Annotated in this window: 17 protein-coding genes and 1 pseudogene; 12 read left to right on the top strand and 6 right to left on the bottom strand. The window is 63.7% G+C overall.

Annotation, left to right across the window (positions count from 1 at the left end):
- Window positions 1-49: 49 nt before the first annotated feature.
- The 3 genes from KG698_RS09050 to pyrC all read right to left on the bottom strand — a co-directional run bounded on the left by KG698_RS09050 (window position 50) and on the right by pyrC (window position 3552).
- Window positions 50-1549: a replicative DNA helicase gene (locus tag KG698_RS09050; RefSeq protein ID WP_213685237.1), complete on the bottom strand. Its 1500-nt coding sequence runs from the start codon at window positions 1547-1549 to the stop codon at window positions 50-52.
- 226 nt (window positions 1550-1775) lie between these two features.
- Window positions 1776-2456, bottom strand: a complete 681-nt coding sequence (locus KG698_RS09055) for an orotate phosphoribosyltransferase (protein ID WP_213685238.1) — start codon at window positions 2454-2456, stop codon at window positions 1776-1778.
- A gap of 49 nt (window positions 2457-2505) precedes the next feature.
- A complete protein-coding gene (gene pyrC, locus KG698_RS09060; protein ID WP_213685239.1) occupies window positions 2506-3552 on the bottom strand; it encodes a dihydroorotase in 1047 nt (348 codons plus the stop codon).
- Window positions 3553-3741: 189 nt separating this feature from the next.
- Between pyrC and KG698_RS09065 the strand changes: the two genes are divergently transcribed.
- The 7 genes from KG698_RS09065 (at window position 3742) to ureG (ending at window position 8956) form a co-directional block, all read left to right on the top strand.
- On the top strand, window positions 3742-4560 hold the full coding sequence (locus KG698_RS09065) for an urease accessory protein UreD (RefSeq protein ID WP_213685240.1): 819 nt from the start codon (window positions 3742-3744) through the stop codon (window positions 4558-4560).
- A gap of 15 nt (window positions 4561-4575) precedes the next feature.
- Window positions 4576-4878 carry an urease subunit gamma gene (locus KG698_RS09070; protein WP_213685241.1) on the top strand — a complete coding sequence of 101 codons (303 nt, stop codon included), beginning with the start codon at window positions 4576-4578 and terminating at the stop codon, window positions 4876-4878.
- 12 nt (window positions 4879-4890) lie between these two features.
- Window positions 4891-5196, top strand: coding sequence for an urease subunit beta (locus KG698_RS09075; RefSeq protein ID WP_213685242.1), 306 nt, complete (start codon window positions 4891-4893; stop codon window positions 5194-5196).
- Between the two features lie 33 nt (window positions 5197-5229).
- Window positions 5230-6990 carry an urease subunit alpha gene (ureC, locus tag KG698_RS09080; protein ID WP_213685243.1) on the top strand — a complete coding sequence of 587 codons (1761 nt, stop codon included), beginning with the start codon at window positions 5230-5232 and terminating at the stop codon, window positions 6988-6990.
- A 41-nt stretch (window positions 6991-7031) separates the two neighbouring features.
- Window positions 7032-7559, top strand: a complete 528-nt coding sequence (ureE, locus tag KG698_RS09085; protein WP_213685244.1) for an urease accessory protein UreE — start codon at window positions 7032-7034, stop codon at window positions 7557-7559.
- 2 nt (window positions 7560-7561) lie between these two features.
- On the top strand, window positions 7562-8200 hold the full coding sequence (locus KG698_RS09090; protein ID WP_213685245.1) for an urease accessory protein UreF: 639 nt from the start codon (window positions 7562-7564) through the stop codon (window positions 8198-8200).
- A gap of 144 nt (window positions 8201-8344) precedes the next feature.
- On the top strand, window positions 8345-8956 hold the full coding sequence (gene ureG / locus KG698_RS09095; RefSeq protein WP_213685246.1) for an urease accessory protein UreG: 612 nt from the start codon (window positions 8345-8347) through the stop codon (window positions 8954-8956).
- Here ureG and KG698_RS09100 read toward each other — a convergent pair.
- Entirely contained in the window at window positions 8951-9814 is an 864-nt protein-coding gene (locus KG698_RS09100; RefSeq protein WP_213685247.1) for a phosphoadenosine phosphosulfate reductase, read from the bottom strand. The two genes, ureG and KG698_RS09100, sit on opposite strands and share 6 nt — an antisense overlap.
- Before the next feature lie 281 nt (window positions 9815-10095).
- Between KG698_RS09100 and KG698_RS09105 the strand changes: the two genes are divergently transcribed.
- The 4 genes and pseudogenes from KG698_RS09105 to KG698_RS09120 all read left to right on the top strand — a co-directional run bounded on the left by KG698_RS09105 (window position 10096) and on the right by KG698_RS09120 (window position 14392).
- Window positions 10096-11007: a MoxR family ATPase gene (locus tag KG698_RS09105; RefSeq protein ID WP_213685334.1), complete on the top strand. Its 912-nt coding sequence runs from the start codon at window positions 10096-10098 to the stop codon at window positions 11005-11007.
- A 6-nt stretch (window positions 11008-11013) separates the two neighbouring features.
- Entirely contained in the window at window positions 11014-12264 is a 1251-nt protein-coding gene (locus tag KG698_RS09110; RefSeq protein ID WP_213685248.1) for a VWA domain-containing protein, read from the top strand.
- Window positions 12265-12413: 149 nt separating this feature from the next.
- Window positions 12414-13382 (top strand): XdhC family protein, encoded by a 969-nt coding sequence (locus tag KG698_RS09115; protein ID WP_213685249.1) that lies wholly within the window; start codon window positions 12414-12416, stop codon window positions 13380-13382.
- Window positions 13379-14392 (top strand): annotated as a pseudogene (locus tag KG698_RS09120) (molybdopterin-binding protein). The gene KG698_RS09115 and the pseudogene KG698_RS09120 overlap by 4 nt, the downstream one beginning before the upstream one ends.
- A gap of 5 nt (window positions 14393-14397) precedes the next feature.
- Here the strand turns inward: KG698_RS09120 and KG698_RS09125 are convergent.
- Both KG698_RS09125 and KG698_RS09130 read right to left on the bottom strand, forming a co-directional pair.
- Window positions 14398-14616 carry a hypothetical protein gene (locus KG698_RS09125; RefSeq protein ID WP_213685250.1) on the bottom strand — a complete coding sequence of 73 codons (219 nt, stop codon included), beginning with the start codon at window positions 14614-14616 and terminating at the stop codon, window positions 14398-14400.
- Between the two features lie 4 nt (window positions 14617-14620).
- Window positions 14621-14959, bottom strand: coding sequence for a hypothetical protein (locus KG698_RS09130; RefSeq protein WP_213685251.1), 339 nt, complete (start codon window positions 14957-14959; stop codon window positions 14621-14623).
- A gap of 159 nt (window positions 14960-15118) precedes the next feature.
- Here KG698_RS09130 and KG698_RS09135 point away from each other — a divergent pair, with 159 nt between their 5' ends.
- The gene (locus tag KG698_RS09135) at window positions 15119-15604 is read left to right on the top strand and encodes a (2Fe-2S)-binding protein (RefSeq protein WP_213685252.1); all 486 of its coding nucleotides are present in this window, start codon (window positions 15119-15121) and stop codon (window positions 15602-15604) included.
- Window positions 15605-15671 lie beyond the last annotated feature (67 nt).

Raw genomic sequence — 15671 nt, forward strand, 5'->3', positions numbered from 1 at the left:
TGAAACGAAGAAGCGGCGCGCGTTAACCTTAATAATCCGTGAAGCGAGTTCAATAGCCCGGATCGGCGTCTTGCTGCCAAGGTTTGACCAGATTGCCAAAGCGGGTAAAGCGCCCCTCAAAGCTCAATTCAATCGTGCCGACAGGCCCGTGGCGCTGCTTGCCGATGATGACCTCGGCCTTGCCGTGGAGCGCATCCATATCTTGCTGCCATTTCGCCATGGCCTCGAGATTATCCTCGCCGGGTTTTTCGCGCTCTTTGTAGTATTCGCCGCGATAGACGAACATGACCACATCGGCGTCTTGTTCGATCGAGCCGGATTCGCGCAGATCGGAGAGTTGTGGGCGCTTATCTTCGCGGCTCTCGACCTGACGCGAGAGCTGCGAGAGTGCAATCACGGGAATGTCGAGTTCCTTGGCGATGGCCTTGAGGCCTTGGGTGATTTCCGAGATCTCGTTGACGCGGTTTTCCGACCGGCCCGAGCCGCGCAAAAGCTGAAGATAATCGACGATAAGCAGGTCGAGCCCACCGGGCGAGCGTTTGAGCCGGCGCGCACGGGCCGCGACCTGACCGATGGGCAGGGCGGGTGTGTCGTCGATATAAAGCGGGCAGCGTTCCAGATCACGCGCGGCATGCAGGTAGCGCTCGAACTCGGCCTCGGTCAGATCGCCCTTGCGGATCAACTCGGACGGGATCTCCGCCGCCTCGGACAAGACGCGCTGGGCAAGCTGGGCGGCCGACATCTCGAGGCTGAAAAAGCCCACAACACCGCCATCGACTGTCCCTTCGGAGCCGTCATCGCGGCGGCCGCGCTTCCATGCCTTGGCCACGTTGAAGGCGATATTGGTCGCAAGCGAGGTTTTACCCATGGAGGGGCGACCGGCGAGGATCAGCAGGTCGGATTTATGCAAGCCCCCAAGCATCCGGTCCATATCGGTCAGCCCGGTGGATACACCCGCAAGCTTGCCGCCGCGATTATAGGCGGCATTGGCATTGTTGACCGCGTCGTAAAGCGCCGAGAGAAAGGATTGAAAGCCGCGATTGGTCGTGCCCGAGGAGACGAGGTTGAAAAGCTCGGTCTCGGCCTCGACGATTTGTTCATCGGGGGCGATGTCGTCGCGCATGCTGCGCGCGCGGTCCGATACGCGCTGGCCAAGCGCGATCAATTCGCGCCTGACCGCCAGATCATGGATGAGCTGCGCGTAATCGCGCGCAGCCGAGGTGGCGATGGCCGAAAGCTGCAGGCGCAAGAGATATTCGCCGCCGCCCAGATCTTTCAGCCCCGGAATATCGGCCACGAAATTCTTTAGCGTGGTGGCATCGGTGGCCAGACCCTTGGCGATGCGGGCCTGCGCCATGGAAAAGATCGCGCGGTGGACGGGATCGTGAAAATGGTCGGGCTTGATCAAATCATCGACACGGTCGAGCACATCATTGGCCGATAAGATCGCGCCCAGAAGCTGTTGTTCGGCTTCGACATTATGGGGCAGGCTTTGAATGTCGTTGGTCGTCGCAATCGCACTCGCGGCCACGGGCAGCTGCTCATTCATCGCTTTCCCCTTTTTCATCCCCCTGTGCCGCGTCACCCAGGTGTGTCGCCGGGTATAGCGCCCGAGCGGGGGCGGGCGTCAATCGCGGAAATCTGTGCATAAGTTGTGAGCGGATTGAGCCACAAAATATAGCAGACAGCGCGCATTTGCCGCCTGCATCTTGGGTGTGGAGGAAATGGCTGTGACGAATTCGCCACGGCCCGGATACGATGCAGCCCGGTTGCGATCAGGCCAATCCGCGTGCGGCGCGCCAGCCCTCGGGGTCGGCAAGGAATCGCTCTACCTCGGTCAGGGTTGCGGCATCGAAATCACCGCCGCGGCGGGCCTCGGCGATCACATCGGCCCATGTTGTCAGGTAATGGAGCCTCAGCCCATGTGCGGCCAAGCGGTCCTCGGTACCGGCCATCACACCGTAGAAAAACACCACCGCCGTATGGGCGCATTGCGCCCCTGCCGCGCGGATCGCATCGACGAATTTCAGCTTGGAGCCGCCATCGGTGGTCAAATCCTCGACCAAAAGGACACGGTCACCTTCGCGCATCTCGCCCTCGATCTGGGCGGTGCGGCCATAGCCTTTGGGTTGTTTGCGCACATAGGACATGGGGAGCGCCATCCGCTCGGCGACAAAGGCCGCAAAGGGAATGCCCGCCGTCTCACCGCCCGCGATATTGTCGAAGGCTTCCAGCCCTGCGGCCTCCATCACCTTGCAGCACAGGAAATCCATCATCGTGGCGCGCACGCGCGGGTAGGAGATGATCTTGCGGCAATCGATATAGGTGGGGGCCTGTTTGCCGCTGGCGTGCGTGTAGAGTTGGTCGGTGTTGAAATGCACCGCCCCGATATCAAGCAGCATGCGCGCGGACAGGCGGGCCATGGTGGCGTGGTCAGGATAGGCGCTGGGGATCATGGCAGAGGTCCGGATATGCGTATTTCGGGAAAGGTGAAGGATCAGGCGATCAGGCGTCGAGCACATGCCAATAAAGCGGATGGCCTGGATCAAACAGCGTCACTGGCCCCGCGCCTGTGTCGATCTTGGCGGGGTAGGGGACAGCCGTGTCGCGCTTTTCGAGCGTGATGGTTTGGCTGGCCACCGGCAGGCCGTAGCGGGCCGGGCCGAAAAGTGAGGTGAAGCCCTCAAGCCGGTCAAGCGCGCCTTCCTCCTCGAACACATGGGCAAGGCAGGACAGCGTGTTGGTGGCCGAGAAAACACCCGCGCAGCCACAGGCAGACTCTTTGGTCTCATCGGTATGGGGCGCGCTATCGGTGCCAAGGAAAAAGCGCGAATTGCCCGAAATGGCAGCTTTGCGCAGCGCTTGCTGGTGGCTGGCCCGCTTGGCCACGGGCAGGCAGTAGTAATGAGGCCGGATGCCGCCCACCAGCATGTGGTTGCGGTTGATCATCAGGTGATGGGTGGTGATCGTGCCCGCGATATCGCCCGAGGCGTTTGCCACGTAGTCGATGCCTTGGCTGGTGGTGATATGCTCCAGCGTCACCTTCAGCGCGGGGATGCGCGCGCGCAGCGGATCAAGGACCGTTTCCAAAAACACCTGTTCGCGGTCGAAAATATCGACATGCGCCGCCGTCACCTCGCCATGGATGCACAAGGGCAGGCCGATCTCGGCCATTTTCTCCAGCACGGGCATGACATTGTCGAAATTGCGCACGCCTGATTGCGAATTGGTGGTGGCACCGGCGGGGTAGAGCTTCACCGCCGTGATCAGCCCTTCGGCAGCGGCGCGCGCCAGATCGGCGGGATCGGTCGCCTCGGTCAGATAAAGCGTCATCAGCGGCGTGAAATCCATGCCTTTGGGCAGGGCCGCCATGATCCGGTCGCGATAGGCGCGGGCATCGGCACCTGTGACGACGGGCGGCACGAGGTTGGGCATGATAATCGCGCGGCCAAAATGGCGGGCGGTTTCGGGCAGAACACCGGCCAGCATCGCGCCATCGCGCAGGTGCACATGCCAGTCATCGGGGCGGCGGAGGGTCAGGCGTGTCATCATGGCCCCTTGGGTACAAGGTTCGGTTGCGGGCTGCAAAGGCAAATCATGCCGGGGATTTCGCACGGCGTTTTGCCCAGTGATGGGATGTTGTGCAAGCTGCCTTAATTTTGTGCATCAAGTGCTGCACGCTGGCCCTGTGGCGGGGCGTGGATTGCCAGTGGCGCGGGGCGCTGCCTAGCCTTTGGCATCATGTTGGATGAGAGCAACACCGCCACCCCGATGCAACGCGTCAAGGGCCGCGCCGGCGCCGTAATCGGCCCCGAGGGGCGGCTTGCACGACTATGGCAAAGCGGCTCGGCCAAGGCGATCTTGCCGCGCATGCATGGGCGCGCGGCCGAGGTGGTGTTTCTGAACACCGCTGGCGGGCTGACCGGTGGTGATCAGCTGGACTACAGCATTGATCTGGCGGCGGGGGCTGTTGCGGTGGGCACGACCCAAACGGCCGAGCGCGCCTATCTTGCCCGCGATGGCATGGCACAGGTCGATGTCACCCTGACCTTGGAAGCGGGGGCAAAGCTGCATTGGTTGCCGCAAGAGATGATTGTGTTCGATGGCGCCGCGATTGCGCGCAATCTGCGGGTCGAGATGGCCGATGATGCGGAGTTGGCGGTGTTGGAGACCTTGGTCTTGGGCCGCGCCGCGATGGGTGAGCGGCTGGCCCGCATCCATCTGCGCGACCGGCGCAAGGTGATCCGTGGTGGGCGGCAGGTGATGCTTGAGGCCATCGCGCTGGATGATGCCGATCTGATCCGCCCCGGCGTGGCGGGGTTGGGCGATGCGGTGGCGGTGGCGACATTGGCGCTGTTTGCCCCCGATGCCGAAGATCGCTTGGCCGCGTTGCGCGCGGTGTTGCCCAGCGATGGCGTGGTGCGCGCGGCGGCCTCGGCTTGGGATGGGCGGGTGGTGGCGCGCTTCATGGCGCCTGCGGCATGGCCGCTGCGCCAAGCGGTGGCGCGCGCGGTGGCAACGGTGACGGGGGGCGCGCTGCCCCGTGTTTGGCAAATCTAGGCAAGTGAGGACGCGATGAACCTGAGCCCGAGGGAAAAGGACAAGCTGATGATCAGCCTTGCGGCGATGGTCGCGCGCGGGCGGCTGGCGCGCGGCGTCAAGCTCAACCATCCTGAGGCCATCGCGCTGATCACCGATTTCGTGATGGAGGGCGCGCGCGATGGCCGCGCGGTCGCCGATCTGATGGAGGCGGGCGCGCATGTCATCACCGCCGCGCAATGCATGGAAGGCATCCCCGAGATGATCCACGATGTGCAGGTCGAGGCGACCTTTCCGGATGGTACAAAGCTTGTGACCGTCCATCATCCGATCCGTTGACAGGGGGCTGACATGATACCTGGTGAAATCATCACCGCCGCAGGCGAGATCGAGTTGAACGCAGGGCGCACCGCCATCACGCTGATGGTGGCCAATACCGGCGACAGGCCCGTGCAGGTGGGCAGCCATTACCATTTCGCCGAAACCAATGCCGCGCTTGATTTCGACAGGGCGGCAGCACGCGGGCACCGCCTTGATATCGCGGCGGGCACCGCCGTGCGCTTCGAGCCGGGCCAGACGCGCGCGGTGACGCTTGTCCCCTATGGCGGCGACCGCGCCGTCTGGGGGTTCAACAAGGCCGTGATGGGGAAGGTCTGATGGTTCAATTTTTCAAGGCGAAGGAGTGATCCCATGCCCAGCCGTATCCCCCGCACGACCTATGCCGATATGTATGGCCCCACCACGGGCGACCGGGTGCGGCTTGCCGATACCGATCTGATCGTCGAGGTCGAGCGCGATCTGACCGCCCTGAATGTCGGTCAGGCGATGAGCGGCGGCAGCGGGCCAAACGCCGCCATTTACGGCGAAGAGGTGAAATTCGGCGGCGGCAAGGTGATCCGCGACGGCATGGGCCAAAGCCAGCACACGCGGGCCGAGGGGGCGGTGGATACCGTCATCACCAATGCGCTGATCATCGACCACGCGGGCATCTACAAGGCCGATGTGGGCCTGAAAGACGGGCGGATCGCGGGCATCGGCAAGGCGGGCAACCCCGACACGCAAGCAGGCGTCGATATCATCATCGGACCGGGGACCGAGGTGATCGCGGGCGAGGGGCGCATCCTGACCGCCGGTGGCTTTGACAGCCATATCCATTTCATCTGCCCCCAACAGATCGAGGATGCGCTGCATTCCGGGCTGACCACGATGCTGGGCGGCGGCACCGGCCCCGCGCATGGCACGCTTGCCACCACCTGCACGCCGGGGCCGTGGCATCTGGGCCGGATGATGCAGGCGGCCGATGCTTTCCCGATGAATCTCGCCTTTGCGGGCAAAGGCAATGCGTCCCGCCCTGCGGCACTGATCGAACAGATCGAGGCGGGGGCCTGTGCGCTCAAGCTGCACGAGGATTGGGGGACCACCCCCGCCGCCATCGATTGCTGCCTGTCGGTCGCCGAAGATATGGACATCCAAGTGATGATCCACACCGACACGCTGAACGAGAGCGGTTTTGTCGAGAATACGCTGGCAGCCATTGGTGATCGCTGCATCCATGCCTTCCACACCGAAGGCGCAGGTGGCGGGCATGCGCCCGACATCATGAAGGTGGTGGGATTTCAGAACATCCTGCCCTCATCGACCAACCCGACGATGCCCTACACGGTCAACACGCTGGAAGAGCATCTCGACATGCTGATGGTCTGCCACCACCTTGATCGCTCGATCCCCGAGGATGTGGCCTTTGCTGAGTCCCGCATCCGCAAGGAGACCATCGCCGCCGAAGATATCTTGCACGATATGGGGGCGTTTTCGGTCATGGCCTCCGACAGCCAAGCCATGGGCCGTGTGGGCGAGGTAATAATCCGCACATGGCAGACCGCCCACAAGATGAAGCAACAGCGCGGGCGGCTGGCCGAGGAGACGGGCGATAACGACAATATCCGCGTCAAGCGCTACATCGCGAAATACACGATCAACCCGGCCATCGTGCATGGAATTTCGCGCCATATCGGGTCAATCGCGCTGGGCAAGCGCGCCGATCTGGTGCTGTGGAACCGCGCCTTTTTCGGGGTGAAGCCCGAGATGGTCTTGATCGGCGGCACCATCGCCGTGGCGCAGATGGGTGACCCCAACGCCTCGATCCCCACGCCACAGCCAGTCTATTCGCGGCCTATGTGGGGGGCATTCGGGCGGTCGGTCGAACATGGATCGGTCACCTTTGTCAGCGGGGCGGCGCAAGCTTCTGGCATCAAGAATCGGCTGGGGCTGGCCAAAGAGACGCTGGCCGTCGAGGGCATCCGCAGCGTGCGCAAGCGCGACATGATCCACAACAACGCCACCCCGCATGTCGAGGTGCATCCCGAAACCTACGAGGTGCGCGCCGATGGCGAATTGCTGACCTGCGCACCTGCCACCGAACTGCCGATGGCGCAGCGCTATTTCATGTATTGATCCGCTAGGCCTCGGCAGTGCGGCACCAAGGGAAGATATCGATGCAAGAGACAATGATCGCCGAGCGCCGCCATGCGGCAGGGCAGTGGACGGGGCAGGCGGCCGACAGGCTCGTGCTGGATTACGAGGGGCGATTCTTGCGCCGCAAGCGCTTGGTCATGGCCTCGGGCGCGGCGGTCTTGGTCGATTTGCCCGAGACGACATCGCTGGGTGCAGGTGATGCGCTTGAAACGACGCAAGGCACGCTGATCGAGATCGTCGCCGCTGATGAGCCGCTGTTGCGGGTGACGGGCGATCTGGTGCGTCTGGCTTGGCATATCGGCAATCGCCACACGCCGTGCCAGATCGCCGATGATCACTTGTTGATCCGCGACGATCATGTGCTGGCCGCGATGCTGCGCCAATTGGGGGCCGCGGTCGCGCCCCTGCGCGGCGCATTCACGCCCGAGGGTGGGGCCTATGGCCATGGGCGCACGCTGGGGCATGACCACGGGCCAAGCCATGGGCACGACCATGGGCATGATGATGGGGATCATCACGGCCATGCCCATGATCACGCGCATGGGTAATCATGGGCACCGCTGATCTGTTGCAGCTGAGCCAATGGCTCTCGCCGGCTTTCCCGGTCTCATCCTATGCTTATTCGCATGGGTTGGAGGCCGAGATCGCCGAGGGTCGGGTGCGCGACGCCGCAGGGCTGGCGCAATGGGTCGGCGCTGTGCTGGCCGCGGGGGCGGGACGCAATGATGCGATCTTGATGCTGGCCGCGCGCCAAAGTGCGGCGGATCTTGCGGTGCTGAGCGATCTGGCGCTGGCCTTGGCCGGGTCGCGCGAACGGGTCACCGAGACCACCGCGCAAGGCCGCGCACTGGCCGAGACACTGGCTGCGCTGGGCATCGGTGACGGCGTGGCGCGGCCCTATCCGGTCGTCTTGGGAAATGCCGCGCGTGGTTTGGCACTTGATGATGCGACGGTTTGCGCGCTTTTTCTGCAATCTTTCGCGGCAAGCCTTGTCTCGGCGGCGGTGCGCTTTGTGCCCCTGGGCCAAGCGCAGGGGCAGCGTGTACTGGCTCAGTTGCATGGCACGATTGCCGATGTGGCCAGTGATGCCTGTGCCGCAGGGCTGGACGGGATCGGCACGGCGGTTTTTGGTGCGGATCTGGCGGCGATGACCCATGAGACGCTGGAGGTGCGGATATTTCGGACCTGAGCGGGCTCTGCCACCGCTGCCAAAGGCGGCGCACTTTGTTTAGGGGGCTCTGCCCCCGTCGCGTGCCGCGACTCCCCCGGAGTATTTGTGAAGCAAAGATGGGCGCGCGCGTTAACCTTAATGAAACATGAAGGAGGTCGAGCGATGGCGAGTGTACATGGGCCCTTGCGGGTGGGGATCGGCGGCCCGGTGGGCGCGGGCAAGACGACGCTGACCGAAAAGCTGTGTCGGGCAATGGCGCAGGACTATTCGGTCGCGGTGATTACCAATGATATCTACACTTCCGAGGATGCCGATTACCTTTTGCGCGCACAGGTCTTGCCTGCGACGCGGATCATGGGGGTGGAGACGGGCGGCTGCCCACATACGGCGATCCGCGAGGATGCTTCGATCAACCTTGCGGCGGTGGCGGATTTTCGCGCGCGCATTCCCGATCTCGATGTGATCTTCATCGAATCGGGCGGTGACAATCTGGCGGCGACATTCTCGCCCGAATTGGCCGATCTGACGCTCTATGTCATTGATACGGCGGCAGGTCAGGATATCCCGCGCAAGAAAGGCCCCGGCGTGACGCGCTCGGATCTATTGATCGTCAACAAGATCGATCTGGCCCCGCATGTGGGTGTCGATGCGCAGCAGCTTGAGGCCGATGTGCGTGCCGCGCGCGGTGCGCGCCCCTTTGTCATGGCCGCCTTGCGCCATGATCGCGGTGTCGATGCGGTCGTGGCTTTTTTGAAGGAGGCAGGTGGGTTATGAGCCACCGTCCGGCGCAAGGCTTGCGGCCTGTTTGGCAAAGCGCGTCTCGCCGGTGATATCGGCGGCATAATCAGCGATGCGACGGGCGCGGTTGAATTGACCTTGGCGCAAGGCACGCTGGAGCAGATCCCAAAGATAGCTTGGATCGGACCGGCGGACCGGACGGATCAGCGACGCGACTTTTGCGCTGGTCAAGCGATGATGGCCAAGCGCGCGCAGGAGCGGCACCAAAAGCCCAGCTTGGCGGATCAACCGATCCGGCGCGGCGCCGGTAAAGCGCAGCGGGGCCAGCGTGACCTGTGGGCCACGAAATTGCGCGACATGGGCTGTCGAGACGGCATCGGTCGGGTCATAGGCAATCACCACGCGGCTTGCCGTTGCGATCATCTGCGGTGCGTCGCCATAGCGCGAGAAGTCGCGTTTGCGCGCGGCCAAGAAGCGCCGATCAAAGCCCGCGCGCTCGGGGCTGAGTGTCGCGGCGGGGGTGCTGGCCAAGACCAGCGCACCCGGTGCGGCGGCACTGTAAGCGCAAGCGGCATGGCCCGCGGCGGGACCAAAACCCAAAAAGATGACTTGCGCGAAGCTGTCGAAAAAGCCCTTGCTTTGCAGACCATCGAAAAAGGCGATCAAATCGGCTGAGCGGTACCAGTGATCGTCCAGCGACATGATCGACAGAAAAGACCACTCGCGCCGTTGCACCGCCTCGAACCCAAGCGGCAGGCCATCGGGTTCATCATGACAGACCCGGGCGGCACGGTCAAAGCTGACCAAGAGCGTGTCACCTTCCTGCACGAAGAGGGTCAGGTGATCTTCACCGATCCGCGTGAAAAAGCCGTGATCGCGGCCGATATTTGCCAAACGATGATGCCAGGCGGCTTGATGGTGCGTCAAAGATTCTGGGTTGGTTTGGTCGTGTTCAATCATGGTTTTACTGTTGGCACATGGCGAAATACTGTCTTGGTCTGTCGGTCAGAATGCGCGTCGACTATGGCAAAGCTGCGATGAGGATGGGGCATTTCAATGGGATTTGCAGCTTTATCTTCACTTCGGTCGCGGGCCATGGCGGGTCTATGGCCTTGACCCTTGGGGCGATGCCGGGGTTGATGGGTGCATTCACCGGGGTGCAAGGGGGGCGCATCATGGGTTTTGCGAGCATCGACGCCGTGCAAGAGGCGTTATCGGCCGAGGATTATATCTGTGGGCGCGGGCTTGCCACGGTTGTGTTCCTCTCGCTCAAGCTTGGCCGTCCGCTGTTTCTGGAAGGCGAGGCGGGCACCGGCAAGACCGAGATCGCCAAGGCGATTGCCGCAAGCTTGGGGCGGCCCCTGATCCGGCTGCAATGCTATGAGGGGTTAGATGCGGCCAGTGCGGTCTATGAGTGGAATTTCGCCGCCCAAATGATCGCGATCCGGACCGCCGAGGCGCAAGGCGGGGCGGAGCGCGCCGCGCTGAAGGCTGAATTATTCTCGCCCGAATACCTGATCGAGCGGCCACTTTTGCGCGCGATGCGGCCCGATCCCGCCGGGGCGCCGGTCTTGCTGATTGATGAGATCGACCGCACGGATGAGCCGTTTGAGGCATTTTTGCTCGAGGCCTTGAGCGATTTCCAAGTCACCATCCCCGAGCTTGGCACGATAAAAGCACCGACGCCGCCGATCGTGATCTTGACCTCGAACCGGACGCGCGAGGTGCATGACGCGCTCAAGCGGCGCTGCTTGTACCATTGGGTGGATTATCCCGATGTGGCGCGCGAATTGGACATTTTGCGCGCCCGTGTGCCGGGGGCCTCGGTGCAACTGAGCCAAGCGATCGTGGCCTTTGTGCAAGAATTGCGCGGCACGGATCTGTTCAAACGCCCCGGCGTGGCCGAGACGATTGATTGGGCCAAATGCCTTTTGGCCTTGGATGTGATCGCACTGAGCCCCGAGGTGATTGCCGATACGCTGGGGGCAATCTTGAAATATCAAGATGATATCCAGCGTTTGGAAGGCTCGGAGACCAAGCGCATTCTCGACAAGATCGCGGCCGATGCGCCATTGCCGGTCGGCTGATCGCGGATGGAGCACGCCGATCTTTCCCTGCCCGACAGGCCACAGCTTGTCACCAATATCACCCATTTCGCCCGTGCCTTGCGGGTGGCGGGCTTGCCCTTGGGGCCGGGGCGTGTGGCTGATGCGATCCGCGCCGTGGCCGCGACAGGCTTTGACCGGCGCGCGGATTTCTATTTCACGCTGCGGGCGTGTTTCGTCTCGCGCCCCGAGCATCGGGCGGTGTTTGATCAAGTCTTTCGGCTTTACTGGCGCGACCCGCGTTTCTTGGAACATATGATGTCGCTTTTGACACCGCAGCTACGCGGTGTGGCCGAAGAGCGCGTGGCGCGCGCGGGCGAAAAGCGCGCGGCCGAGGCGCTGTTGCATGGGGTGGCGCGTGATTTGCCGCAAATGCCCGAGGCCGAGGGCAGCGAGATCGAGATTGACGCATCGCTGACGATGAGTGCCGAGGAGCGGCTGAAGACGCTGGATTTCGAACAGATGTCGGTGGCCGAGATGGCCGAGGCCAAGCGCATCTTGGCGCGGATGCAGTTCAGTGTGCCGCCCTTGATCAGCCGACGGACCCAAGCCGCCCCCCTTGGGCGCGCGGTGGATTGGCGCAAAACCATGCGCTTGGCCGCAGGCCAAGGGGGCGAGGTCACGCGGCTTGCGCGCAAATCCAAGCGCATCCGCTGGCCCGCGCTGGTGGCGCTATGCGATATCTCGGGCTCGATGTCGTCTTATTCGCGTGCGGTACTGCATTTTCTACATGCAGCCGCCAACCAGCACGGCGTGGGCTGGGCAAAAGTGCATGGTTTCACCTTTGGTACGCGGCTGACCAATATCAGCCGTCATCTGGCCGCGCGCGATGTGGATGCAGCGCTTGCGGCGGCTGGGGCGGAGGCGCAGGATTGGGACGGCGGCACGCGGATCGGGGCTTGTCTTGAGGTCTTTAATCGTGACTGGTCGCGGCGCGTGATGGGGCAAGGGGCGGTGGTGTTGATCATCACTGACGGGCTGGACCGCGACGCGCCCGAGGCGCTTTCGGCGGCGATGGCGCGTCTGCATCTGTCGGCGCGAAGGGTGATTTGGGTCAATCCCTTGTTGCGTTGGGATGGTTTCGCGCCGAAGGCCGCGGGTATTCGCGCCATGCTGCCCCATGTCGACAGCTTTCGCGCAGGCCATAATATTGCGGCCCTTTCGGGGCTGGCCGAGGCCCTGTCGCGGCCCGACGATACCGGTGAGAAGGCACGGCTGATGCGGATGCTCTTAGCGTGATCCAACGGTGCGCGTGCCGCGCGCGGCTTTTGGTTCGGGGGGCGCTGCCCCCATCGCCTTTGGCGATTCCCCCGGGATATTTTTGAAACGAAGAAGGTGATTGTGATCGCGTCTTGGCGTTGTAGGCTGGCGGAAAGGGGATACGGCGGATGATGGATCTTGAAAATATGCCCGAGCGCGCGCTGGCTTTCGTGCAGGCGGGCCAAGGGGCGGTGATCGCGACAGTGATCGAGACTTGGGGGTCGGCACCGCGGCAGGTGGGCGCGCAGATGGTCGTGTCTGGCACAGGCGAGATGGCGGGGTCTGTCTCGGGGGGCTGCGTCGAGGGGGCGGTCGTCTTGGCAGCGATGGAGGCGCTGGAGACAGGGCAGGCGCGGCTGTTGGAATTCGGGGTCAGCGATGACGAGGCTTTTGCCGTGGGCCTGGCCTGTGGTGGGCGGATCCGCGTCTTGGTCGCGCCGGTGGGGGGCGCGATGCCCGTGGATCTTTTGGCGGAGCTCGTGGCCGCGCGGGCCGCGCGCAGGCCGGTGGCCTTGGTCATTGATCTGGCAGAGGCGGCGCATAGGCTTGTCGATGCCGCAGCCTATCCTGAGCGCTTCGTGATGGATCGCTCGGGGGTGAGTGAGGATGGGCGTAGCTTTATCCATATTCACAACCCGCCATTGCGGCTTTTCGTGGTGGGTGCGGTGCATATCGCGCAGGCCTTGGTGCCGATGGCGCGGATCGCGGGCCATGATGTGACGGTGATCGATCCGCGCCCGGCCTTTGGCTCGGCGGCGCGTTTTGGCGATGTGGCGCTGGTCGATGATTGGCCCGACGAGGCCTTGGCTGCCCTTGGGCTGGACGCGCGCTCTGCGGTGGTGACGCTGACCCATGATCCAAAGCTCGACGATCCCGCGATCATGGCGGCGCTGAACAGCGATGTGTACTACCTTGGCTGTCTGGGGTCGACGCGGACCCATGCCAAGCGGGTGGCCCGGCTGACGGAGGCGGGGTTTTCGCAGGCTGAGATCGGGCGCATCCATGCCCCTGTTGGTCTGGATATCGGGGCGCGCGGTCCGGGCGAGATCGCCGTGTCGGTGCTGGCCCAGATCACCCAAAGGCTGCGGCGGGGATGAAGTTCGGCCGTGTCACTTTGGCGCAAGCGCAGGGGGCGATCTTGGCCCATGCGATTGCCTTGCCCGGTGGCAAGCTGAGCAAGGGGCGGGTCTTGGACGCCGATGATCTGGCGCAGCTGGCGCAGGCAGGTCTGGCCGAGGTGATCGTGGCGCGGCCGGGGCCCGGCGATGTGCTGGAGGATGCGGCGGCGCGCCGCTTGGCTGCGGCGCTTGGTGCCTGATCCCGATGGGCAGGGTTTGCTTTACGAGCAAGCCTTTACCGGGCGGGTGAATATCCGCGCCACGGGGCCGGGGATCTTGGCGCTGGATCACGCGGCCATCGGGCGGCTCAATGCCATCGATCCGATGATCACCTTGGCCACGCTTGCCCCCTATCAGCGGGTCGCGGCGGGCATGATGGTGGGAACGGTGAAGATCATCGCCTATGCCGTGCCGGGCGATGCGCTGGCGCAGGCTTGCGCGGCCGGGGCGGGGGCGTTGCGGCGCTTGCCGCCGCAGGTGGGCCGCGTCGATCTGATCGTCACGCAGATCAGGGCCGCGGCGGGTGCGCGATGATGACAAAGGGGTGCGCGCGGTCTGGGCGCGGGTCGCGCGGTTGGGGCTGGGACGAGGGGCAGACACGCGTTGTGCCCCATGCGGCCACCGCCATCGCGCAAGCTATCGCGGCCAGCGATGCAGGGATGATCTTGGTGCTGACGGGCTCGGCCACCTCGGACATCGCCGATGTGATGCCGATGGGGTTGGTGGCGGCAGGCGGCGAGGTGATCCGCTTTGGCATGCCGGTCGATCCGGGCAATCTTTTGGTGCTGGGCCGCTTGGGCGCGCGCCCGGTCATTGGTCTTCCGGGATGTGCGCGCAGCCCGGCGCTGAACGGCGCTGATTGGGTGTTGGAGCGGCTGGCCTGCGGTGTTGCGTTAACGGGGGATGATATTGCCGCGATGGGGGTGGGGGGGCTCCTCAAGGAAATCCCGACCCGGCCACAACCGCGCGCGCGCCGTCCAGAGGGCTAGGCCAATCACCAAAAGGCGGGATTATCCAGCGGGGCCACGCAAGACAACGGGCCTTGGATCGGCGGCATGTTCGCACCCGTCAAGCTTTGGGCGATCCAGCCCATGGGTTGGGAAAGCGGATGCGGGGCGGGGAGCGTGTCGGTCGTGACAGGGGCAAAGCCCGTGCGCCTATAAAAGGCCGGATCACCATAGGTCACGGCGATCTGGGCACCATCTTTGGCCAATCGGTCAAGCGCATGACGGATCAGCGCCTGGCCGATTCCCTAAGCCTTGCTGGTCGGTCGCAACGGCCATCGGTGAGAGCAGCATGATCCGATAGGCCGCTCGCGCATCGCGCAGGGGTGAGAAGATGACCGCACCCACGGGTCTGTCGCCTTGCCACGCGGTGAAGGGGCGCAGCCCAGCATCAGGGCCAAGGGCGGTCATGGCGGCGACAAGGGCTGCGATGGCTTGACCCTCCTCCGGGCCTTCGGCGGCGGTGAAAACATCGCCAAAAAGGGCGATGATGCGCGCCTGCTGATTGGCGAAACCCTCCAAGATATGCAGGTCTGGATGATTGGCGGTCATGCGTCCCTCATGTATCGTCGTGCCGCGGCAGTGATATCGGTCAGGCGTTGCGCCGGCAATCATCGCAGCCCAAAGGGTGGCGCGAAATGGGCCGCAAATTTCCCGTTTGCTTATGCGCGGTTCCGTGCTTGGATGGCGCCATAACCAAGGGAGGAACTGATGACCCAGGTGACGATGACGGTGAACGGCAAGTCCGTTTCCGGCCAAGTTGAAGGCCGTACCTTGCTTGCTGAGTTTTTGCGCGAAGATCTTCGGCTGACCGGCACGCATATCGGTTGCGACACCAGCCAATGCGGGGCGTGCATTGTGCATGTGAATGGCAACGCGATCAAAAGCTGCACAGCACTTGCCGCCGATCTTGACGGGGCCGAAGTGCGCACGATCGAGGGCATGGCCAATGCCGATGGCTCGCTTTCGGTGATCCAGCAGGCGTTTCAAGACCATCACGGGCTGCAGTGCGGCTTTTGCACGCCGGGCATGGTGATGACCGCCGCTGCGCTGTTGAAGGAAAACCCCAAGCCCTCCGAGGCCGAGATCCGCGCCTATCTGGAAGGCAATATCTGCCGCTGCACGGGATATCATAACATCGTGAAAGCGATCATGGCCGCCAGCGGTCAGGATGTCTCGGCCATCGCGGCGGAATGATTGCTGCGCTGCCCGCGGGGAGGCGGGCCGCGCGATCCGAGCTTTCACAAGCTTGATGGGGCCGATG

Source organism: Roseicyclus sp. (assembly GCF_018402035.1).
In the GTDB taxonomy this organism is placed as follows: Bacteria; Pseudomonadota; Alphaproteobacteria; order Rhodobacterales; family Rhodobacteraceae; genus Roseicyclus.